This window comes from Acidovorax sp. FG48 (assembly GCF_057809085.1).
The window spans coordinates 165,509-184,612 of the sequence record NZ_JBMDJH010000010.1 but is presented as its reverse complement, the minus strand read 5'-3'; the positions used below and the strand labels follow the sequence as shown (position 1 = coordinate 184,612).

At 66.5% G+C, this 19,104-nt stretch carries 20 protein-coding genes; 12 read left to right on the top strand and 8 right to left on the bottom strand.

Going from position 1 to position 19,104, the window contains the following annotated elements:
- Positions 1-74 precede the first annotated feature (74 nt).
- The 6 genes from ACODSU_RS15885 (at position 75) to ACODSU_RS15860 (ending at position 5,352) form a co-directional block, all read left to right on the top strand.
- Positions 75-653 (top strand): OsmC family protein, encoded by a 579-nt coding sequence (locus ACODSU_RS15885; RefSeq protein WP_488843077.1) that lies wholly within the window; start codon positions 75-77, stop codon positions 651-653.
- Positions 654-698: 45 nt separating this feature from the next.
- Entirely contained in the window at positions 699-1,856 is a 1,158-nt protein-coding gene (locus ACODSU_RS15880) for an acyl-CoA dehydrogenase family protein (RefSeq protein ID WP_488843075.1), read from the top strand.
- Entirely contained in the window at positions 1,853-3,178 is a 1,326-nt protein-coding gene (locus ACODSU_RS15875) for an FAD-dependent oxidoreductase (RefSeq protein ID WP_488843073.1), read from the top strand. The genes ACODSU_RS15880 and ACODSU_RS15875 overlap by 4 nt, the downstream gene beginning before the upstream one ends.
- 153 nt (positions 3,179-3,331) lie before the next feature.
- Positions 3,332-3,910, top strand: a complete 579-nt coding sequence (locus tag ACODSU_RS15870) for a DUF3455 domain-containing protein (RefSeq protein ID WP_209816351.1) — start codon at positions 3,332-3,334, stop codon at positions 3,908-3,910.
- A gap of 108 nt (positions 3,911-4,018) precedes the next feature.
- Positions 4,019-4,585 (top strand): sigma-70 family RNA polymerase sigma factor, encoded by a 567-nt coding sequence (locus tag ACODSU_RS15865; protein WP_488843071.1) that lies wholly within the window; start codon positions 4,019-4,021, stop codon positions 4,583-4,585.
- Positions 4,582-5,352, top strand: a complete 771-nt coding sequence (locus ACODSU_RS15860) for an anti-sigma factor (protein ID WP_488843069.1) — start codon at positions 4,582-4,584, stop codon at positions 5,350-5,352. Before ACODSU_RS15865 ends, ACODSU_RS15860 begins: the two co-directional genes overlap by 4 nt.
- A 22-nt stretch (positions 5,353-5,374) precedes the next feature.
- Here ACODSU_RS15860 and cynS read toward each other — a convergent pair whose 3' ends face one another.
- The 6 genes from cynS to ACODSU_RS15830 form a co-directional block, all read right to left on the bottom strand.
- Positions 5,375-5,818 carry a cyanase gene (gene cynS / locus ACODSU_RS15855; protein WP_008905293.1) on the bottom strand — a complete coding sequence of 148 codons (444 nt, stop codon included), beginning with the start codon at positions 5,816-5,818 and terminating at the stop codon, positions 5,375-5,377.
- Between the two features lie 113 nt (positions 5,819-5,931).
- Positions 5,932-6,807: an ABC transporter ATP-binding protein gene (locus tag ACODSU_RS15850; RefSeq protein WP_291442142.1), complete on the bottom strand. Its 876-nt coding sequence runs from the start codon at positions 6,805-6,807 to the stop codon at positions 5,932-5,934.
- Positions 6,797-7,663: a nitrate ABC transporter permease gene (ntrB, locus tag ACODSU_RS15845; RefSeq protein ID WP_309826967.1), complete on the bottom strand. Its 867-nt coding sequence runs from the start codon at positions 7,661-7,663 to the stop codon at positions 6,797-6,799. Before ntrB ends, ACODSU_RS15850 begins: the two co-directional genes overlap by 11 nt.
- Before the next feature lies 1 nt (position 7,664).
- On the bottom strand, positions 7,665-9,071 hold the full coding sequence (locus ACODSU_RS15840; RefSeq protein WP_488843066.1) for a CmpA/NrtA family ABC transporter substrate-binding protein: 1,407 nt from the start codon (positions 9,069-9,071) through the stop codon (positions 7,665-7,667).
- 146 nt (positions 9,072-9,217) lie between these two features.
- Complete coding sequence (locus ACODSU_RS15835; protein ID WP_488843064.1) at positions 9,218-9,913, bottom strand: response regulator; 696 nt, start codon at positions 9,911-9,913, stop codon at positions 9,218-9,220.
- A complete protein-coding gene (locus ACODSU_RS15830) occupies positions 9,910-11,118 on the bottom strand; it encodes a sensor histidine kinase (RefSeq protein WP_488843062.1) in 1,209 nt (402 codons plus the stop codon). The genes ACODSU_RS15835 and ACODSU_RS15830 overlap by 4 nt, the downstream gene beginning before the upstream one ends.
- A 102-nt stretch (positions 11,119-11,220) precedes the next feature.
- Here ACODSU_RS15830 and ACODSU_RS15825 point away from each other — a divergent pair, with 102 nt between their 5' ends.
- Genes ACODSU_RS15825 through ACODSU_RS15815 form a run of 3 tightly spaced genes read left to right on the top strand, consistent with a single transcriptional unit; the run spans position 11,221 to position 13,933 of the window.
- Positions 11,221-12,072 carry an ABC transporter permease gene (locus ACODSU_RS15825; protein WP_488843060.1) on the top strand — a complete coding sequence of 284 codons (852 nt, stop codon included), beginning with the start codon at positions 11,221-11,223 and terminating at the stop codon, positions 12,070-12,072.
- A complete protein-coding gene (locus ACODSU_RS15820; RefSeq protein WP_488843058.1) occupies positions 12,069-12,584 on the top strand; it encodes a hypothetical protein in 516 nt (171 codons plus the stop codon). The genes ACODSU_RS15825 and ACODSU_RS15820 overlap by 4 nt, the downstream gene beginning before the upstream one ends.
- A complete protein-coding gene (locus tag ACODSU_RS15815) occupies positions 12,581-13,933 on the top strand; it encodes a GAF domain-containing protein (protein ID WP_488843056.1) in 1,353 nt (450 codons plus the stop codon). Before ACODSU_RS15820 ends, ACODSU_RS15815 begins: the two co-directional genes overlap by 4 nt.
- A gap of 3 nt (positions 13,934-13,936) precedes the next feature.
- On the opposite strand, the gene ACODSU_RS15810 is transcribed toward ACODSU_RS15815, so the two are convergent.
- Both ACODSU_RS15810 and ACODSU_RS15805 read right to left on the bottom strand, forming a co-directional pair.
- Positions 13,937-14,674 (bottom strand): hemerythrin domain-containing protein, encoded by a 738-nt coding sequence (locus tag ACODSU_RS15810; RefSeq protein WP_291442126.1) that lies wholly within the window; start codon positions 14,672-14,674, stop codon positions 13,937-13,939.
- Positions 14,675-14,862: 188 nt separating this feature from the next.
- A complete protein-coding gene (locus ACODSU_RS15805) occupies positions 14,863-16,452 on the bottom strand; it encodes a GMC family oxidoreductase (RefSeq protein ID WP_488843053.1) in 1,590 nt (529 codons plus the stop codon).
- A 129-nt stretch (positions 16,453-16,581) separates the two neighbouring features.
- On the opposite strand from ACODSU_RS15805, the gene ACODSU_RS15800 reads away from it, so the two are divergent.
- From ACODSU_RS15800 to ACODSU_RS15790, 3 genes are all read left to right on the top strand, one after another.
- Entirely contained in the window at positions 16,582-17,430 is an 849-nt protein-coding gene (locus tag ACODSU_RS15800; RefSeq protein WP_015012375.1) for a 3-hydroxybutyryl-CoA dehydrogenase, read from the top strand.
- An 81-nt stretch (positions 17,431-17,511) separates the two neighbouring features.
- A complete protein-coding gene (locus tag ACODSU_RS15795) occupies positions 17,512-18,330 on the top strand; it encodes a crotonase/enoyl-CoA hydratase family protein (RefSeq protein ID WP_488843051.1) in 819 nt (272 codons plus the stop codon).
- 271 nt (positions 18,331-18,601) lie between these two features.
- The gene (locus tag ACODSU_RS15790; RefSeq protein WP_488843049.1) at positions 18,602-19,066 is read left to right on the top strand and encodes a MarR family winged helix-turn-helix transcriptional regulator; all 465 of its coding nucleotides are present in this window, start codon (positions 18,602-18,604) and stop codon (positions 19,064-19,066) included.
- Positions 19,067-19,104: the final 38 nt, after the last annotated feature.

The window sequence follows — 19,104 nt, the reverse complement described above, 5'->3', positions numbered from 1 at the left end:
GTTGCAGCGGGCGTGGCCCGCTGCGAACCCTGTCCTTCTTTTTTGCATTCCCTTCTCTTTCTTCAAGGAACACCATGTCCACCGATCTGCTGGAACCCTCTGCCCCCACCACCATCGTGACCACCGTGCACACGCACCTGCGCCCCATCGACCGCGACGGCCTGATGGCCTTTGCCGACAAGGGCCGCAACAACCCCGCCAGCCGTGGCACCAACAAGGTCCACACGGTGATGGAAGGGCAGTACCGCTCGCTGAGCTATGTGGGCAATCATGCGCCGGTGGTGGTGGACGAGCCGCTGCACCTGTTCGGCCAGGACACGGCGCCAGCGCCCGGCGAAGTCGTGCTGTCAGGCCTGGGCGGCTGCCTGGCCGTGGGGATCACGGCTGTGGCCACCTGGAAGCAGGTCAAGCTCAGCAAGATCGAGGTGTTCATGGAAGGCGACATCGGCAACCCCGCCGCCTGGGGCGCTGGCGGCGCGCTGCAAAAGACGCCGCCCGAAATGGGCTTCCAGGCCATCCGCGTGAAGGTGCTGGTGGAGGGCGACGCGCCGCGCGAGGTGCTCGACGAGATCGTGCAGCACGCCAACTTCTACTCACCCGTGGCCAACAGCATGCGCAACCCCATTCCCTTCGAAATCAGTCTGGCGGACTAAAGAGCCCCCCGCAACCGAGCCCGTCCCGCGCACCCAAGGAGCCCCATGAACCCCGCCGACCTCCCTCCCCAACTCCACCTGGACGGCGCCCTGCGGGGCGATGCGCTGCTGGCCGCCGTGCGCCAGATTGCCCAGGGCCCGCTGGCCGCGCAGGTGGAGGCGATTGACCGCACCGGCTACTACCCCTGCGCCGAGCTGCAGCAACTGGCCGCCGTGGGCGCGATGAGCGCGCACCTGGACAGCACGGCGGGCCCCGCCGACTACGGCCTGGCCATCCGCGCCATGGCCGAGGCCTCGCGCGTGTGCGGCGCCACCGGCTTCATGATGTGGTGCCAGGCGGTGTGCGGGCTGTACCTGCAGCAGTCGGGCAACCCCGCGCTGATGGGCGATGTGCTGCAGCGCCACGCCAGCGGCGCGGGCATGGGTGGCACGGCGCTGTCCAACCCCATGAAGAGCTATGCCCAGATCGAAAACCTGCTGCTCAAGGCCACGCCAGTGGAGGGTGGCTATCTCATCAACGGCACCCTGCCCTGGGTGAGCAACCTGGGGCCTGACCACTACTGTGGCGCGATCGCGGCGGTGGTGGAGGCCGACAGCACGGCCAGCCAGCGCGAGGTGATGTTCCTGCTGCGCTGCGACGCACCGGGCGTGGAGATGCGCGAATGCCCCAGCTTCTCGGCCATGGAGGGCACGGGCACCTATGCACTGCGGCTCAAGGACCATTTCATCGGCACGGCCGACACCATGGCCGACCCCACCCGGCCTTTTATCGCACGCATCCGCGCGGCGTTTGTGATGCTGCAATGTGGCATGGCCGTGGGCATCACCCAGGGCGCCATCGACTCGATGTGGGCGGTGGAGGCCCAACTGGGCCACGTCAACCAGTTCCTCGAAGACCGGCCCGACGCGCTGCAGGCAGAGCTGGATGCACTGACCGCACGCGTCATGCAACTGGCCCAGACGCCGTTCGACACAAGCACCGACTTCTTCATCGATGTGCTGGACGCCCGCGCCCACGGCGCGGAGCTGTGCCTGCGCGCCGCCCAGTCCGCCCTGATGCACCAGGGTGCACGCGGCTACCTCATGAGCTCGGACGTGCAGCGGCGCGTGCGCGAGTCGCACTTTGTGGCCATCGTCACACCCGCCATCAAGCACCTGCGCAAAGAGATCGCCCGGCTCAGCACCGAGGAGATGCCTGCATGACGCCCGCCTTCCCCACCGTCACCACGCCGTCGGCTGTCTCCGAGTTCGCGTTGAGCGCGGCATCGCAGGCGCTGTGCGATGCGTTCGCCGACACGGCCACCCAGGCGCCCTGGCAAAGCTACATCTGCAACGCCTGCGGCTACGTCTACCACGAGGCCGACGGCGACCCGGATGGCGGCCTGCCGCCCGGCACGCGGCTGGCGGACATACCCGACGACTGGGCCTGCCCCTTGTGCGGCGTGACCAAGGCCGATTTTTCGCCATACGAAGCCCCCACGCTGGAGGCGCTGCGGGCGCAGGCCAGCGCAGCGCCAGCCGCCTCCCTGCGCGTGCGTGGCGAGCCGGGCGTAGTCATCGTCGGCGCGGGCCGTGCAGGCTGGCAATTGGCCGAAACCCTGCGCCAACACAGCGCCACGCTGCCCATCACCCTGGTGACGGCCTGCGCGGGCGACCGGTACGACAAGCCTTTGCTGTCGGTGGCCATGGCGCGCCAGCTGGACCCGCTGGCCCTGGTGTCCGAAACCGGCCGCGATGCGGCGCACCGCCTGGGCATCACCCTGCTGACCCACACCCATGCCGTGCGCATCTGCGCCGACACCCGCCAACTGCGCACCACGCGGGGCGTGTTGCGCTACGGCCACCTGGTGTTGGCCCACGGTGCGCAGGCCGCCTTGCCGCAGGGGCTGCCCGCCAGCCTGTGCTGGCGCATCAACCACCTGGACGCCTACCAGCGCCTGCGCCAGCACCTGGGCAACCAGCCCAAGGACGTGCTCATCATCGGCGCGGGCCTGATCGGCAGCGAGCTGGCCAACGACCTGGCCCTGGGCGGCCACCGCATCACGCTGCTGGACACCGCTGCCGAACCGCTGGCGCGCTGGCACGACCAGCAGGCGGGGCCTCAGCTGCTGGACGCCTGGAAAGACCTGTCCATCCGCTTTGAAGGCGGCCTGCAGGTGGAGCAGGTGGAACGCGTGGGCCCACGCTACCGCGTCACCACCACCACCGGGCAGCGCTTTGCGGCGGACGAAGTGGTGGTGGCTGCAGGTCTTGTGCCCGCCCACCGCCTGGCACAGAGTGCAGGGCTTGATTGGGCCCAGGGCATTGCGGTGGACGCAGACACGCTGCAGACCAGCGTACCTCGCATCCATGCATTGGGCGATTGCATCAGCATCAACGGGCAGTGCAGCCGCTATATTGAACCGATTGCCCGGCAGGCGCGCACGCTGGCGGCCGCCATCCTGGGCCAGCCGGCGGCACCCTATGAGCACCGGGCAGCCGTGGTGCGCGTCAAGACCACCACCCGGCCGCTGACCCTGCATTGAGGCAGCCTCGGGCCCGGGCGGCAACCTTGCCCGGGCTGGCATCGGCAAAAAATTTTTGGCATCCACTGCATCCAAACGGCGTTTTCGTGGGTAGTACCTCCAGCAGCGCAACTTGCTGCTGTCCTATCAACCCATAGACCAGAGAGAAACGCCATGACCATCCACACGTCTCCCATCTCCCGCCTGCTGCCCCTCGCGGGTGCCATTGCCGCCGCCGTGCTGCTGAGCGCCTGCGGCTCGATGATGTCGTCGCCTTCCAAATCCATGTACTCGCAGGACAGCCTGCCCGACAGCATCAAGGTTCCGGCGGGCAACAAGGTGGCGATGGAAACCGTGGGCGTGGGCGAGATCACCTACGAATGCCGCGACAAGGCCAACATGCCGGGCCAGACCGAATGGGTGTTCGTGGGCCCCAAGGCCGTGCTGAATGACCGCAGCGGCAAACAAGTGGGCACCTACTACGGCCCGCCCGCCACCTGGGAGTCGAACGACGGCTCCAAGCTCACAGCCACCCAGCTGGCCGTGGCGCCATCGGGCGCTGGCAACCTGCCCTACCAGCTCGTCAAGGCCAACCCCGCCATGGGCTCCGGCGCCATGACCGGCGTGACCTTCATCCAGCGTGTGGCCTTGAAGGGCGGCGTGGCACCGGCTGCCGCCTGCACCACCGCCAACAAGGGCGAGCGCCAGATCGTGAAGTACCAGGCCGACTACATCTTCTGGAAGGCCGCGTAAACCACGCGCACGCAATCCCCTGCGCAGCGGGGGCTACCACCGGGGCGGTGACGGGTTTGCGGCTACGATGCGCCCACCCTTCAGCCACTGCCCCGCTGCCCGCACACCGTGCCCGACACCTCTGGCGATTTTGACTACGAAGCCGCTCTGGCCGCCTGCGCGGCCGGCGACCGGCAGGCCATGCAGCGCCTGTACGAACAGGAGGGCGCGCGGCTATTGGGCGTGGCGCTGCGCATCGTGCGCCAGCGCGCGCTGGCCGAGGACATCGTGCACGATGCCTGCGTGAACATCTGGACCCGCGCCGCCAGCTACGACACGTCCCGTGGCAGCGCACGCGGCTGGATCTACAGCGTGGTGCGCAACCTGGCCCTGAACGCCGTGCGCGACGCAAGCCGCCACGTGGATGTGGACGACACCACCACCCAAGCCCTGGAGGCCGACATGTCTGTGCAGGCCCACCACGAGGTGGAGGAAACCTTTGAACTCAACGCCAGCCTGGGCCGCCTGCAGCATTGCCTGGAGGCCTTGGACCCGGCGCGCCGCAACTGCGTGCTGCACGCCTATGTGGACGGCTGCTCGCACAGCGAAATCGCCGAACGTCTGGGCGCCCCGCTGGGCACCGTGAAAGCCTGGATACGGCGCAGCCTGGTATCGCTGCGGGAGTGCATGGCATGACCGATGTGCGCAACACACCGCCTACCCCCTCGCCGGACGACCTGCATGTGCTGGCGGGTGAGTACGTGCTGGGCACCCTGGCCGTAGCAGAGCGCCAGGCCGTGCAGCAACGCCTGCCCGGTGACCGAGCACTGCAGCAGGCGGTGGCCGAATGGGAAGCCCGCCTGCTGCCGCTGACCCAGCTGGCCGAGCCCATCGCGCCGCCCGCCGCCTTGTGGGCGCGCATCGATCAATCGCTGCAAGCAGCCAGCGCACAGCAGGCCGCGCCCCCCGTTACCACGCCACCTCGCGCCAACACCGAGCGCAAGCCTTCTGTCCGCTGGTGGGACCACCTGGGCCTGTGGCGGGCCCTTGCAGGGTCAGGCTTTGCGATGGCGGCGGTGCTCGCGGCGGTGCTGGTCACGCGCACCGCACCCGTGGCCGCGCCGCCGCAGTTCATGGTGGTGCTGGTCGCGCCGCAGGACAAGGCGCCCGGCTGGGTGGTGCAGGCCAGCTCGCCGCGGCAGATCAGCCTGATTCCTCTGGGCGTGGCCGAAGTGCCCGCCGACAAGGCCCTGGAGTTCTGGACCAAGGCCGACGGCTGGAGCGGCCCCGTGTCGCTGGGCCTGGTGCAGCCCGGTCAGCCCCTGCAGATCCCGCTGGACAAGCTGCCGCCGCTGCAGCCCAACCAGTTGTTCGAGCTGACGCTGGAGCCCCCCACAGGCTCGCCGATTGGCAAACCCACGGGGCCCATCCAGTTCATCGGCCGCGCCGTCAAAGTGCTGTGACGAACACAGCCTGGGCCCAATTTCAGTACTGCTTGTAGGGCAGGAACTTGCCGGACAACACTACGTTGACACGGTCGCCATTGGGGTTGGCCTCGCGCTGTATGTCCATGCTGAAGTCGATGGCGCTCATGATGCCGTCGCCAAACTCTTCGTGGATCAGTTCCTTGATGGTGGTGCCGTACACGCTCACCACCTCGTACCAGCGGTAGATCAGCGGGTCCGTGGGCACGGGCGTGGGCAGCGAGCCCTTGTAAGGCACCACTTGCAGCCACTTCTGCTCCTCGGCCGTGAGGCCGAAGATCTTGCCGACGATCTTGGCCTGCTCGGGGGTGGCGGTCATCTGGCCCAGGCACAGGGCCGTGGTCCATTCCTTGGACTGGCCGACCTTCTTGGCAATGGCCTCCCATTGCAGGCCCTTGGCGACCTTGGTGCTGATGATCTTTTCGGTAACGTCGTTGCGGTTCATGGTGATGGCTCCTTCGGTTGGATGGGTTTTGGAACGGGGAACAAAAACTTCAGGGTGCAGCCCTCCCTGCCACCCACAAGGGGCAACACGACAGGGCTTGGTTGCTCAGGAATTCAGTGGGCTTTGGCGCGCGTCACCAGGAAGTCCACGATGTGGTTGCGCAGCGCGTAGTAGCCGTCCAGGTGGTGCAGGCTGGTGCGCGTGCGCTCGCGCGGTAGCGGGTTCACCACCACCTCGGCGATGCCACCGGGGCGATAGCCCTCGGGCGTCTCGTTGCCGTTGCTCATCAGCAGAATGCGGTCAGCCAGCAAAATGGCTTCGTCCACATCGTGCGTGATCATGAACACCGTCTGCTGCGTCTGGCGCACGATGGTCATCAGTTCGTCCTGGATGGTGCCGCGTGTGAGCGCATCGAGTGCGCCAAAGGGCTCATCCAGCAGCAGCATCTTGGGCTGGATGGAGAACGCGCGCGCAATGCCCACGCGCTGCTTCATGCCGCCCGAGAGTTGCGAAGGCTTCTTGTCGATGGCAGGGCTCAGGCCTACCAGCGCCACGAACTTCTCCACATGCACATCGACCTGGCTCCTCTTCCAGTCCGGCCAGCGCGACTTCACGGCGAACGCGATGTTCTGGCGCACCGTGAGCCAGGGCATGAGCGCGTGACTCTGGAACACCACGCCCCGGTCCAGGCTGGGGCCGGCCACTTCGCGCCCGTCCATGATGACGGTGCCCGAGGTGGCGGTGTCGAGCCCCGCCAGCACGTTCAGGATGGTGGTCTTGCCACAGCCCGAGTGGCCGATGATGCAGACGAACTCGCCCTTGTCGAGCGTGAACGACACGTCGGCAAACACGGGTTTGGCGGGTACAAAGGCTTTGCTCAGCCGGTCGATCTGGAGGAAGCCTTGGGTCACGGCAGAGGCCTTTCGTTGCGGGGCGTCAGTGGCAAGAGGGGCTGGAACAGCCGGGCGCTGGGCAACATCACTCCACATAGGTCACCACCTTCTGCAGCTGGCCAAACGCCAGGTCGAGCAACATGCCCACCACGCCGATCACCAGGATGGCGAAGATCACGTTGGTGAGCGACAGGTTGTTCCACTCGTTCCACACGAAGTAGCCAATCCCCGTGCCGCCCACCAGCATCTCGGCGGCCACAATCACCAGCCACGCGATGCCCATGCTGATGCGCATGCCCGTGAGGATGGTGGGCGCTGCGGCAGGCAGGATCACCAGGAAGGCCTTGCGCAGCGGGTTCACTTCCAGTGTGGCCGACACGTTGAGCCAGTCGCGCTTGACCGATGCCACACCAAACGCCGTGTTCACCAGCATGGGCCACACCGAGCAGATGAAGATCACGAAGATGCCCGAGATGGATGAGTCCTTGATGGTGTAGAGCGCGAGCGGCATCCACGCCAGCGGGCTGATGGGCTTGAGCACCTGGATGAACGGGTCGAACGCGCGGCGCAGCAGCGGCGACATGCCGATGATGAAGCCGAGCGGGATCGCCACCAGGCAGGCCAGGCCAAAGCCCAGCGCCACGCGGCCCAGCGAGTGCGCCAGCTGGATGGCGATGCCCTTGTCGTTGGGACCGTTGTCGTAGAACGGGTTGGACAGGTGGCCCCACACCGTGCTGCCCATCGCACCCAGCGTGGGAAAACCACCGCTCTTGGATGCGCCCGGGTCCTTGCCCATCATCTTGGCGTACTCGATCTGCTCGGCTGTCATGCCCGCCGTGCCGCCGCCAGCGCCCGAGGACGACGTGGCCACGTACCAGATGCCCAGCAGCGTGAGGAAGATGAGCACGGACAGCAGGCCCGCGCGCAGGTTGAGGTTTTTGGTGGCAGTCATGTCATGCCGCCTTGCGGATGGGGAAGCTCTTGGCGTACTCGGCCGCCTTCGCCGCATCGAACTCGCGCCCCATGATCTTGAACTTGGGGTACGCGCCGTCGGGCACCTTCTGGTCCAACGCCTTCATCTGCTTTTTCGCGTCGGTGATCAGGAACACCTTTTCGGCAATCTGCTTGTAGTCCACATCACCCTTGATGTAGCCCCAGCGCTGCATCTGCGTGAGCATCCACACGGCCATGCTTTGCCAGGGCATGGGGTCGAAGTCAGCGCGGTCGGGCACGTTCTGGATCTTGCCCAGGCCATCGGCGAACTTGCCGGTGAGCACCTGGTTGATCACGGCCTCGGGCTGGTTCAGGTAGGCCTGGGGCGCAATCACCTTGGCGATCAGCTCGCGGTTCTTGGGGTCGCGCGCCATGGCGGCCGAAGTGAGCACTGCGCGGTACAGCGCGGCAAAGGTGTTGGGGTTCTTCTGGATGAACTCGGTGCTGGTGCCGAAGGCGCAGCAGGGGTGGCCGTTCCACAGGTCCTTGGTGAGCAGGTGGATGAAGCCAACCTCCTCGAACACGGCGCGCTGGTTGAACGGATCGGGGCCCAGGAAGCCATCGATATTGCCCGCGCGCAGGTTGGCCACCATCTCGGCCGGTGGCACCACGCGCAGTTGCACGTCAGTGTCGGGGTTCAGGCCCGCCTCGGCCAGGTAGTAGCGCAGCAGGAAGTTGTGCATGCTGTACTCGAACGGAATCGCGAACTTGAAGCCCTTCCAGTTCTTGGGGTCGCGGTTGTCCTTGTGCTTGAGGGCGAGCGTGATGGCCTGGCCGTTCACGTTCTGGATGGTGGCCACGTTCATCGGCGTGGCGTTGGAGCCCAGGCCCATGGAGATCGCGAGCGGCATGGGCGAGAGGAAGTGCGTGGCGTCGTACTCCTTGTTGATCATCTTGTCGCGGATCAGCGCCCAGCCTGCTGTCTTGGTGACTTCGACATTCAGGCCCTGCTTGCTGTAGAAGCCCAGCGGGTGGGCCATGATCAGCGGCGTGGCGCAGGTGATCGGGATGAAGCCGATCTTGAGGTTGGTCTTCTCCAGCGCGCCCTGCTTCTCTTGCGCCATGGCCTGCAGGCTGGCTACCGGCAACACGCTGGCAATGGCCGCCATGGCGGTGCCCTTGCCCACGGCCTTGATGAAGCGGCGGCGCACCGCGTCTTGCGGAAACAGCGCCTTGATCAGCGTGGCTTCGATGAACTCGTTGCTGTAGAGCTCAAACTCGCGGGTCTCGCTGCGCTGGCGCAGGGTGGCTGCAGCGGCATCGGCAGAGACCTCGGCATGGTGGTCGGCCACCGTGTGGTCGCGGCCACAGCTGCATTTCAGCATCAACGGGCGGTCGGCATCGTAGGGCGAGAAGAATTCGGACATGGCACACCTCGAAGAAGTTGGTGCCAGGCGTTACGCAAAGCGCGGGCCAGTTTTTGCCGGTGCCGGCCCGCTGTCATGAATTCGTGGGTGTGGTGTCTACAGCGTGTAGGGCCAGCACTACAAATCGGCGATGCAGCGCCCGCAAATCACTCGGCAGGCGCGCCGCGCGCCAGCAGCGCCAGCTCCACGTCATTGCGCGCACCGGTCTTTTCGAGGATGCGGGCGCGGTAGGTACTCACCGTGTTGGGCGCGAGCTTGAGCTGCGCACCAATTTCGCTCACGCTCTGCCCGGCCGTGAGCAGACGGAACACCTGATGCTCTCGATAGGAGAGCGCGTCTACTCCAGCGGGCGAGCCCTGTTGCGCTGCGCGCACCACGCCGGTGCGTTCCACCGCGCCCGCCAGGGCTTGCGCAGTGGCCTCTGTCAGGTAGCGCCCGCCCGAAGCCACCTTGCGAACGGCGGCTACCATGTCGTCGGGGTCGGCGCTTTTGTGCAGGTAGCCCGCCGCGCCCATCTGGATGCAGCGCACCGCGTATTGCCGCTCGGGGTAGGTGCTGAGCATCAGCACCGGCAGCGCGGGCCAGGCCTTGCGCAGAGCCTGCAGCACTTCAAGGCCGTCCATGCCCGGCATGGCGATGTCCAGCAGCACCAGGTCTACGCCGAGCGCACCCGTGCGCCCTTGCAGCGCCGCGACCTGCTCCAGCACCTCGCTGCCCTGGGTGGCTTCGGCCACCACAGTGATCTCGGGCGCACCGTTGGCCGGGTCGCCCAGCACCTGCTTGAGCCCCTCCCGCACGATGCGGTGGTCATCCCCGATCAATACGCGAACCACGGAATTCATGACAGCTCCAGAGGAATCAGCAATTGCAGGCACGAGCCCTGCCCCGGCTCGCTGGTGATGCTCAGCTGGCCGCCCAGCTGCCGCGCCCGTTCGCGCATGCCCATCACCCCATAGGCGGTGGGCGCCTCCAGCGCCTGGCGGGTGGCGCCTACGCCGTTGTCACGCACGCGCAGTTGCAGCACATCGTCCTGCACGTCAATCGCAATGTCGATGGCGCTGGCCTGCGCGTGGCGGCCCACATTGCTCAGCATCTCCTGGAAGATGCGGAACACGGCGATGGCGGCGGGCTCGGGCAGGTGCAGGGTGGCGGGCACGTCCATGTGCCACGCCAGCTCCAGCTCGGCCGACTGCACAAACTCCTGCGCCTGCCACTCCAGCGCCGCCCACAGGCCCTGGTGGTCCAGGATGCTGGGGCGCAGGTCGGTGATGATGCGGCCCACGTTGTCCACGGCGTTTTCGATCAGGCGGCTCATGTTCTGGCATTTGCACCGCATCTGCGTGCGCATGTCGCCAGCCGCTTCGGGCGTGCGCTCGCCCTGCTCGCCCAAGCGCTTGTGCAGCCAGTTGACATCCATCTTCAGCGCCACCAGCAGACTGCCCAGCTCATCGTGCACCTCGCGGGCGATGCGGGTGCGTTCGTCCTCCCGCACCTGCTCTGAGTAGGCGGACAGCTCCCGCAGCTGCGCCAGCGCCTGCGACAGCTCCTGGGTGCGCGCGGCCACGCGGCGCTCCAGCTCGTCATTGGCGCGGGCCAGGTCGTCGTGCGCGCGCTGCAGTTCGTCGGCGGCGCGCTTGCGACTGGTGATGTCCACAAACGCAATGACGGCGCCGTGCACCTGCTCGCCCTCCAGGATGGGGTGGCTCGAATACTCCACGGCAAACGCCGAACCGTCCTGGCGCCAGAACACCTCGGAGTCCACCCGGCAGGGCAGGCCCTGGCGGAAGGCGTTGAAGATGGGGCAGTCGCTGTCGGCGTAGGGGCTGCCGTCAGGGTGGCTGTGGTGGGTGAGCGCGTGCATGTTGCGCCCCATCACCTCTTCGGCCGCAAAGCCCAGCATTTGTGCGCCCGCCCGGTTGATGAACACGCAGTTGCCGGCCAGGTCGATGCCAAACACCCCCTCCCCCGTGGACTCCAGCAGCAGCCCGAGGCGGTTCTGCCAGAGGGCGCTGGCACCGGCAGGCAGGTTCAGGACATGGGTGGGCATGGCAGCACCCAAGCAATGGGCGTGCCCACCTGACGGGACGCCCCCCGCCGGCAGGCACGCCTGGGGCTGTGCGGCCGCCCGCCAACATCGCACAATAAGCGAATGCAAACCGTTACCCCGTCCTCCGTGGCCTCTGTGGCCGCGCCCCCGCCGTCGGTGTGGCGCCCGCCCAGCCTGTCCGTGCGCTGGTGGCCCGTGTTCCTGCGCAACCTGCTGGTCTGGCGCAAGCTGGCAATCCCCAGCCTGGTGGGCAACATTGCCGAGCCGCTGATGTGGCTGGTGGCCTTTGGCTACGGCATGGGGGCCCTGGTGGGGCAAGTGAGTGTGGGTGGCGCAGCGGGCGACACCAAGGTGCCCTACATCCTGTTCCTGGCCAGCGGCTCCATCTGCATGAGCGCCATGAACGCGGCCAGCTTCGAGGCGTTGTACTCGGCCTTCTCGCGCATGCATGTGCAGAAGACCTGGGACGGCATCATGAACGCGCCGGTGAGCCTGGACGACGTGGTGCTGGCCGAGATGCTCTGGGCGGCGTTCAAGGCGCTGTTCACCGTGACGGCCATCTTGGGCGTGATGCTGGCCCTGGGTATCAGCCACAGCCCCAAGCTGCTGGTGGCCTGGCCGGTGCTGCTGTTCGTGGGCATCATGTTCTCCAGCATCGCGCTCATCTTCAACGCGCTGGCCAAGGGGTATGACTTTTTTACCTACTACTTCACGCTGGTGCTCACACCCATGATGTTTCTCTCGGGCGTGTTCTTCCCGCGCGAACAGTTGCCGCCCATCGTGCGCGCCATCTCCGACTGGCTGCCGCTGACCAACGCAGTCGAGCTGGTGCGCCCGCTGTTCATGGACCAGTGGCCCGCCCACCCCCTGCGCCATGGCCTGGTGCTGTTGGTGACCACGGTGGTGGCCTTCTGGGTAGCCCTGGCCCTGACCCGCAAGCGCTTCAAGGCATGACCGTGCTGCTCGGCACCAGCCATATCGCCATGGTGGCCAAGGGCGTGTCGGCCATCGTGGCGTCACGCGATGCGGCCCTGCGGCCGAGCATCATGCGGGCCGTGGGCAGTCGCATCAGCAGCGATGGGCGGGAGGTCACGGTGTACCTGCGGCGCAGCCAGTCCGAACAGTTGCTGCAGGACATTGCGCACACCGGAGAGATTGCCGTGGTGTTCAGCGTGCCGTCCACCCACCAGACGCTGCAGCTCAAAGCCCGCCGGGCCACGCAGCGTCCGGCCACTGATGGCGACCTGCCGGTGTTGCAGGCCTACCTCCAGTCCATGGTGCAGGAGGTGGGCCGGGTGGGTTATGGGCCGCAGTATGTGGGCGCCATGCTGGCAGCACCGCTGCAGGATGTGGTGGCAGTGACATTCACCCCCACCAGCGCGTTCGACCAGACCCCAGGCCCACGCGCAGGCGCGGAGCTGTGTGCGCCGCCCGCACCACCCACACCACCCGTACCGCAGCCATGAGCACCGCAGCGCCGTCCCTGCACAGCATCCGCCCCTGCCTGGAAGGGGCGATTCCCGCCATCATGGCGACCTGCGACCCTGACGGCACACCCAACGTGGCCTACATCTCGCAGGTGGTCTATGTGGATGCGGCGCATGTGGCACTGTCGTTCCAGTTCTTCAACAAGACCCGCCAGAACATCCTGCGCAACCCGCGCGCGTCGGTGTTGGTGCTGGACCCAGTCACCGCCCACTTCTACCGCCTGCACCTGCTGTACGAACGCACCGAGGACAGTGGCCCGGTGTTCGAGAGCATGCGCGCGCAGCTGGCGGGCATTGCGTCGCATGCGGGCATGGCCGAGGTGTTTGAACTCAAGGGGGCCGACATCTACGCCGTGGAGCACATCGAATCGGTGGCGGGCGAAGGCCTGCCCGCACCCGCGCCGCGCGCCGGGCTCTTGCACACGCTTCGCCTGTGCAGCGAAAGCATTGCGCGCTGCACGGGGCTGGACGAATTGCTGCAAGGCGCACTGCAGGGCCTGCAGGACAAGCTGGGTATCCAGCACGCCATGGTGCTGATGCTGGACGCCAGCGCCCAGCAGCTCTACACAGTGGCCAGCTGCGGCTACGCCACGTCGGGGGTGGGCTCCGAGATCCGCCTGGGCCAGGGAGTGATCGGCATGGCTGCGCGCGAGCGCACGCCGGTGCGCATCAGCCACATGACGCACGCCGCCCTGTACAGCCATGCCATCCGCGAAAGCATGGACGCGCATGCCACACCCGATGCACCCTCGTTGCGCGGCCTGGACATCCCCTACCCCGGCCTGCCCGAGCCGCACAGCCAGGTGGCGGTTCCGCTGCTGTCGGCCGGGCGCCTGCTGGGTGTGCTGTTCGCCGAGAGCCCCGAGGACATGCGCTTTGGCTTCGAGGATGAAGACCTGCTGGTGGCCATTGCGGGCCAGCTGGCCGCCGCCATCGATCTGCTGCAGGCCGCGCCCGATGCGCCCGAGCCGCTGCCTACTCCGACAGCGGCACCGCCAGTGAGCGGCAGCGCGCTGCGGGTGCGCCACTTTGCGGCCAACGACAGCGTGTTCATCAACGACGACTATTTGATCAAGGGGGTGGCGGGCGCCATTGTCTGGAAGCTGCTGCGCGACCACCAGCACACCGGGCGCGTGGACTTCACCAACCGCGAACTGCGGCTGGACCCCGCCCTGCGCCTGCCCGATGTGGCCGACAACCTGGAGGCCCGCCTGCTGTTGCTGCAGCGCCGCCTGCAAGAGAACTGCCCACACATCCACATCGAAAAAACGGGGCGCGGGCGCTTTCGGCTGTGCGTGCTGCGCCCCGTGGTGCTGGAAGACGCTTGAACCTCAGTGCACTAGGCCGGGCACCACCGGCAGGCCCAGGCTGCGCATCAGCTTGGTCCACTCGGGCTGCGTGAGGTGCGGCTGCACCTGCGCCAGCACTGCGGCCAGCACGGGGGCAGGCGCATGCTGCTGCATGTCCGACAGCATGGCCGTGCGCTCGGCCGGCGACATGTAGGGCACCATCCAGCGGGCCACCACCATCATTTCGTGCGGGGGGATCGAGGCCACCAGCGCATCGTGCACGCCCGCCAGCTCCGCGTCGGTGTAGCACTGCCACAGCACACGATTGTGCGCGGTTTCTTCCTCGTGCATGTGCTCGAAGTTGTGCGCCACAAACAGTGCCAGCTGCCGGTACAGGGCCAGGGTGGCCGCCGGACGTGCGGGCTTGGCGCAGGCCATCAGGTGGTTCACCCCGTCGGCCAGGGCCGTGATGGCCTGTTCGTGCTCCAGATGTTCGCCCGCAATGTTCTGGCTGGAGCCGGGCTGGCGCGCCTCCATGGCAGCGTGCACAAACTGGTTCTCGTGGTGCAGGTGCGCGCGGCACAGGTCCAGCAGCTGCATCACGCGGTCGCAGGTCTGGGCAAACTCCAGGTCGTCGTCCACATCCATGCGGCCCAGGCCCAGCAGCGTGTCGGCCATAAAGGCGCGCAGCGCCTTGTGGATGCTGGCGTACATGTCCATGCGGGGGGCGGCGGGTTGGGCTTGGGTCAGTGCGGCGATTTCGCGAGCATCAATCTTCATCACGTTCTTTCATGGCCTCGTTGGGCTCTTTCAGCGCCTTTTTTTGGGCGCCGGGCCGGGTGCACCATGCACCCGCTTCCATGCCAAGAAGTCTAGAAATTCGCCGCGTTTTTGCCTGTTAAAAACTCCTTAAACAGACCCTTTGAGAACCTTAAAAATCGCGTTCCGCGCGCCAAACGTGAAATCGTTCACGGCGCGGCGCGCAGCAGGTCCACCGCCTTTTCCGCAATCATCACCGTGGGCGCATTGGTGTTGCCGCTCACGATGCGCGGCATGATGGACGCGTCCACCACACGCAGGCCAGCGAGGCCATGCACGCGCAGTTCGGCATCCACCACGTCCATGGGCCCAGGCCCCATGCGGCACGTGCCCACGGGGTGGTAGATGGTGTCGGCGTACTGGCGGATGAACTGCTCGATCTCCGCGTCGGTGCGCGCACTGTCCGAGGCCGCCAGCTCCTTGGCGCCGAACTTCGCGAGCGCCGGTTGCATCAGGATCTCGCGCGTGCGCTTGAAGCCACGCACCATGCGCGCCATGTCGTCGGGGTCCGCCAGAAAGTTCGGATCGACCAAAGGCAAGGCCATAGGGTCACGACTGGCCAGCGTGACCGAGCCCCGGCTCTTGGGCTGCAGCAGGCACACGTGGGCCGAGTAGCCGTGGCCGAACACCGTCTTGCGGCCGTGGTCCACCAGCTTGCCGATCACAAAGTGCAGCTGCAGATCGGGCGCGGGCTCGGACGGGTCGCTCTTGATAAAGCCGCCCGCCTCGGCAAAGTTGGTGGTCAGCATGCCGGTGCGGTGCTTGCGCCATTCGACGATGCCGCGCATGGTCTGCACCATGCCCGACAGCGAGAGGCCGAACAGGTCCTTGAGCTCCGGGGCGTCCAGCACCTGCACCACATCGGGGTGGTCGTGCAGATGCTGGCCCACGCCGGGCAGGTCGTGCAGCACCGGGATGCCCTGCTGCTGCAAATGCGCGGCAGGCCCCACGCCCGACAGCATCAGCAACTGCGGCGACAGCAGCGCGCCCGCACTCAGCAGCACCTCGCGCCCTGCGCGCACCTGCTGGAGCACGCCACCCTGGCGGTATTCCACGCCCACCGCGCGCGTGCCGTCGAACAGGATGCGCGTGGCATGCGCACCGGTAATGACCTGCAGGTTGGGCCGCGCCAGGTGCGGCGTGAGGTAGCCCTTGGCCGCGCTGTGGCGCTCGCCGTTCTTGTGCGTGACCTGGTACAGGCCCACGCCTTCCTGCGTGGCGCCATTGAAGTCGGTGTTGTGCGGGTGCCCGGCCTGCACACCGGCGTCGGTGAAATATTGGCTGAACCGGTTGGGCGCACGCAGGTCCGCCACGTTGAAGGGACCGCCCCGGCCATGCCAGTCGTTGGCACCGCGCTCGTTGTTCTCGGCGCGCAGAAAGTACGGCTTCACATCCTCCCAGCCCCAGCCCGGGTTGCCCTGCGCGGCCCAGTGGTCGTAGTCGGCATGCTGACCCCGGATGTAGACCATGGCGTTGATGGAGCTGGAGCCTCCCAGCACCTTGCCACGGGGCTGGTAGCCGCGCCGGTTGTTCAGCGCCGCCTGTGGTGTGGTGTTGAAGCCCCAGCCGTTCAGCTCGAACTTGGCCATAACGGCCAGCCCGGCCGGGCAGTGGATGAGCACGCTGTTGTCGGCAGGCCCCGCCTCCAGCAGGCACACGCGCACGGCGGGGTTCTCAGTCAGGCGGCCGGCCAGCACGGAGCCTGCCGAGCCGCCGCCGATCACGATGTAGTCAAACATGTTGTGGTGTCTCCTCCGCCATGCTGCGCAGCGGCTTGTTGGTTCAGGTTTGACGCACGATAACCGAACGGTCGTGCGATTCCCCTTACCATTCCGTCCATCCGTTTCACTTTGAAGAGGGCTCTCTATATGACGATTCAGACCGTAGGCATCATCGGCGCAGGCACCATGGGCAACGGCATTGCACAGGCCTGTGCGGTGTCGGGCATCAACGTGGTGATGGTCGACATCTCGGATGCTGCAGTGCAAAAAGGCCTGGCTACCGTGGCCGGCAGCCTGGACCGCCTGATCAAGAAGGAAAAGATCAGCGAAGCCGACAAGGCTGCGGCCCTGGCGCGCATCAAGACTTCCACCAGCTACGACGACCTGAAGGCCGCGCAATTGGTGATCGAGGCCGCCACCGAAAACTACGAACTCAAGCTCAAGATCCTCAAGCAGGTGGACGCCATCGTGGCGCCCGAGGTGATCATTGCCTCGAACACCTCTTCGATCTCCATCACCAAGCTGGCCGCCGCGACCAGCCGCGCAGACCGCTTCATCGGCATGCACTTCTTCAACCCCGTGCCCATGATGGCGCTGGTGGAAATCATCCGCGGCCTGCAGACCAGCGACGCGACCCACGACGCCGTGAAGGCCCTGGCCGAGGCGCTGGGCAAGAGCCCCATCACCGTGAAGAACGCGCCCGGCTTTGTGGTCAACCGCATTCTGGTGCCGATGATCAACGAGGCCTTCTTTGTGCTGGCCGAGGGCCTGGCCACGCCCGAGGACATCGATGCCGGTATGAAGCTCGGCTGCAACCAGCCCATCGGCCCGCTGGCGCTGGCCGACATGATTGGCCTGGATGTGTGCCTGGCCGTGATGGACGTGTACCTGACCGAGTTTGGCGACAGCAAGTACCGCCCCTGCCCGCTGCTCAAGGAAATGGTGGCCGCCGGCCGCCTGGGCCGCAAGACCGGGCAAGGCGTCTACACCTACTGACGGCCTTCAGCGCGCTGTCCCTCGGGGGACGGCGCGCAGTTTCCATTGCGTTTTCAATCATGGGCCAGGAGACCTGCGCCCATGACAAACATCACCCCCACCACGCCCCCGCCCGAGGGCAACATCGACACCCAGGTCATCGGCCATGTGCTGCTGATCGGCATCAACCGGCCTGCCAAGCGCAATGGCTGGACGCCCCCCATGTTCCGCCAGCTGGCCGAGGCCTATACCCGGCTGGACGACGACCCGCAGCTCCGCGTGGGCGTGCTGCATGCGTTTGGCGACCACTTCACCGCAGGGCTCGACCTGCCCGCCGTGAGCGCCTACATGCAGCGCGGCGAAAAAGCCATCCCCGAAGGCCTGGTGGAGCCGCACGACTACGGCCTGCCTGGCTACCGGCGCCGCACCAAGCCCATGGTGGTGGCGGTCAAGGGCATCTGCTTCACCGTGGGCATCGAGCTGATGCTGGGCGCCGACATCGTGGTGGCGGCCGACAACTGCCGCTTCTCGCAGATGGAAGTGCAGCGCGGCATCATGGCCACGGGCGGCGCCACATTGCGCATGGCAGAGCGTGCGGGCACGGGCAATGCGCTGCTGCACCTGCTGACGGCCGACGAGTTCGGCAGCGCCGAGGCGTACCGGCTGAACTTTGTGCAAAAAGTGGTGCCGACTGGCCAGGAGCTGCAGGAAGCGCTGCAGATTGCCCAGCGCATCGAAGCCCAGGCGCCGCTGGCCGTGGTCGCCACGCGGCTCAACGTGCTCAAGGCCATCGAGCAAGGGCAGGCGGCGGCGGTGGCAGATTTCATCCCCGTGCAAAAGCAGCTGGCCAACAGCGAGGACGCGGCCGAAGGTGTGCGCGCGTTTGTCGAGCGCCGGCCCGCGCAGTTCAGCGGGCGCTGAGGGCCTGGTGGTTCGTCGTCGCCCGAACCCTCACGCGCCAAAATTTCAAGCCCAATCGACCGCTAGCGCAGATGAATCATGCACTAGCAGCTCTTCTATTGATAGCAAATTTCTGAAGGTAAAGGGGCACAGCGCCCCTGCCTGCGCCAGCGGGACGCGCGAATAGCACCGATGGCGCGGCGCCGCTTCCCCACCCACCCAATCCCATCCATTAACAAAGTTTTTCGCAATTCAATTGCACACAATTTAATTTACCCCCACAATTCACCCCATGCCCAGCCCCAGCACCCCTATCACTCCCAGCCCCGCCATCCTGCGGCTGGACAACCAGGTCTGCTTTGCGCTGTATTCCGCCTCGCTGGCAATGACCAAGCTGTACAAGCCCCTGCTCGACCGCATCGGCCTGACCTACCCGCAGTACCTCGTGATGCTGGTGCTGTGGGAACAGGACGGCGTGACCGTGTCCGAGCTGGGCGAGCGCCTGTTTCTCGACTCCGGCACGCTCACGCCGCTGCTCAAGCGCCTGGAGGCGCAGGGCCAGATCGCCCGGCTGCGCGATGTGCAGGACGAGCGCCGCGTGCGCATCACCCTCACGGCCGAGGGCCGCGCGCTGCGCGACCAGGCCGAGGCCATTCCGCAGTGTGTGCTGCAAAGCAGCCAATGCTCGATTGCCGAGCTGACCGCCCTGACCATTGAACTCAAGCAGTTGCGAGACCGGCTCAGCGAGCAACGCTGACGGCCTGCAGAAATACGCAACGACACCGCCAGAACCGA

Bases quoted from the DNA above. Each gene is read 5' to 3' on its own strand.
- ACODSU_RS15885 (WP_488843077.1), top strand. From the start codon at position 75: ATGTCCACCGATCTGCTGGAACCCTCTGCCCCCACCACCATCGTGACC.
- ACODSU_RS15880 (WP_488843075.1), top strand. From the start codon at position 699: ATGAACCCCGCCGACCTCCCTCCCCAACTCCACCTGGACGGCGCCCTG.
- ACODSU_RS15875 (WP_488843073.1), top strand. From the start codon at position 1,853: ATGACGCCCGCCTTCCCCACCGTCACCACGCCGTCGGCTGTCTCCGAG.
- ACODSU_RS15870 (WP_209816351.1), top strand. From the start codon at position 3,332: ATGACCATCCACACGTCTCCCATCTCCCGCCTGCTGCCCCTCGCGGGT.
- ACODSU_RS15860 (WP_488843069.1), top strand. From the start codon at position 4,582: ATGACCGATGTGCGCAACACACCGCCTACCCCCTCGCCGGACGACCTG.
- cynS (WP_008905293.1), bottom strand. From the start codon at position 5,818: ATGAACCGCAACGACGTTACCGAAAAGATCATCAGCACCAAGGTCGCC.
- ACODSU_RS15850 (WP_291442142.1), bottom strand. From the start codon at position 6,807: ATGTGGAGTGATGTTGCCCAGCGCCCGGCTGTTCCAGCCCCTCTTGCC.
- ntrB (WP_309826967.1), bottom strand. From the start codon at position 7,663: ATGACTGCCACCAAAAACCTCAACCTGCGCGCGGGCCTGCTGTCCGTG.
- ACODSU_RS15840 (WP_488843066.1), bottom strand. From the start codon at position 9,071: ATGTCCGAATTCTTCTCGCCCTACGATGCCGACCGCCCGTTGATGCTG.
- ACODSU_RS15835 (WP_488843064.1), bottom strand. From the start codon at position 9,913: ATGAATTCCGTGGTTCGCGTATTGATCGGGGATGACCACCGCATCGTG.
- ACODSU_RS15830 (WP_488843062.1), bottom strand. From the start codon at position 11,118: ATGCCCACCCATGTCCTGAACCTGCCTGCCGGTGCCAGCGCCCTCTGG.
- ACODSU_RS15825 (WP_488843060.1), top strand. From the start codon at position 11,221: ATGCAAACCGTTACCCCGTCCTCCGTGGCCTCTGTGGCCGCGCCCCCG.
- ACODSU_RS15820 (WP_488843058.1), top strand. From the start codon at position 12,069: ATGACCGTGCTGCTCGGCACCAGCCATATCGCCATGGTGGCCAAGGGC.
- ACODSU_RS15815 (WP_488843056.1), top strand. From the start codon at position 12,581: ATGAGCACCGCAGCGCCGTCCCTGCACAGCATCCGCCCCTGCCTGGAA.
- ACODSU_RS15810 (WP_291442126.1), bottom strand. From the start codon at position 14,674: ATGAAGATTGATGCTCGCGAAATCGCCGCACTGACCCAAGCCCAACCC.
- ACODSU_RS15805 (WP_488843053.1), bottom strand. From the start codon at position 16,452: ATGTTTGACTACATCGTGATCGGCGGCGGCTCGGCAGGCTCCGTGCTG.
- ACODSU_RS15800 (WP_015012375.1), top strand. From the start codon at position 16,582: ATGACGATTCAGACCGTAGGCATCATCGGCGCAGGCACCATGGGCAAC.
- ACODSU_RS15795 (WP_488843051.1), top strand. From the start codon at position 17,512: ATGACAAACATCACCCCCACCACGCCCCCGCCCGAGGGCAACATCGAC.
- ACODSU_RS15790 (WP_488843049.1), top strand. From the start codon at position 18,602: ATGCCCAGCCCCAGCACCCCTATCACTCCCAGCCCCGCCATCCTGCGG.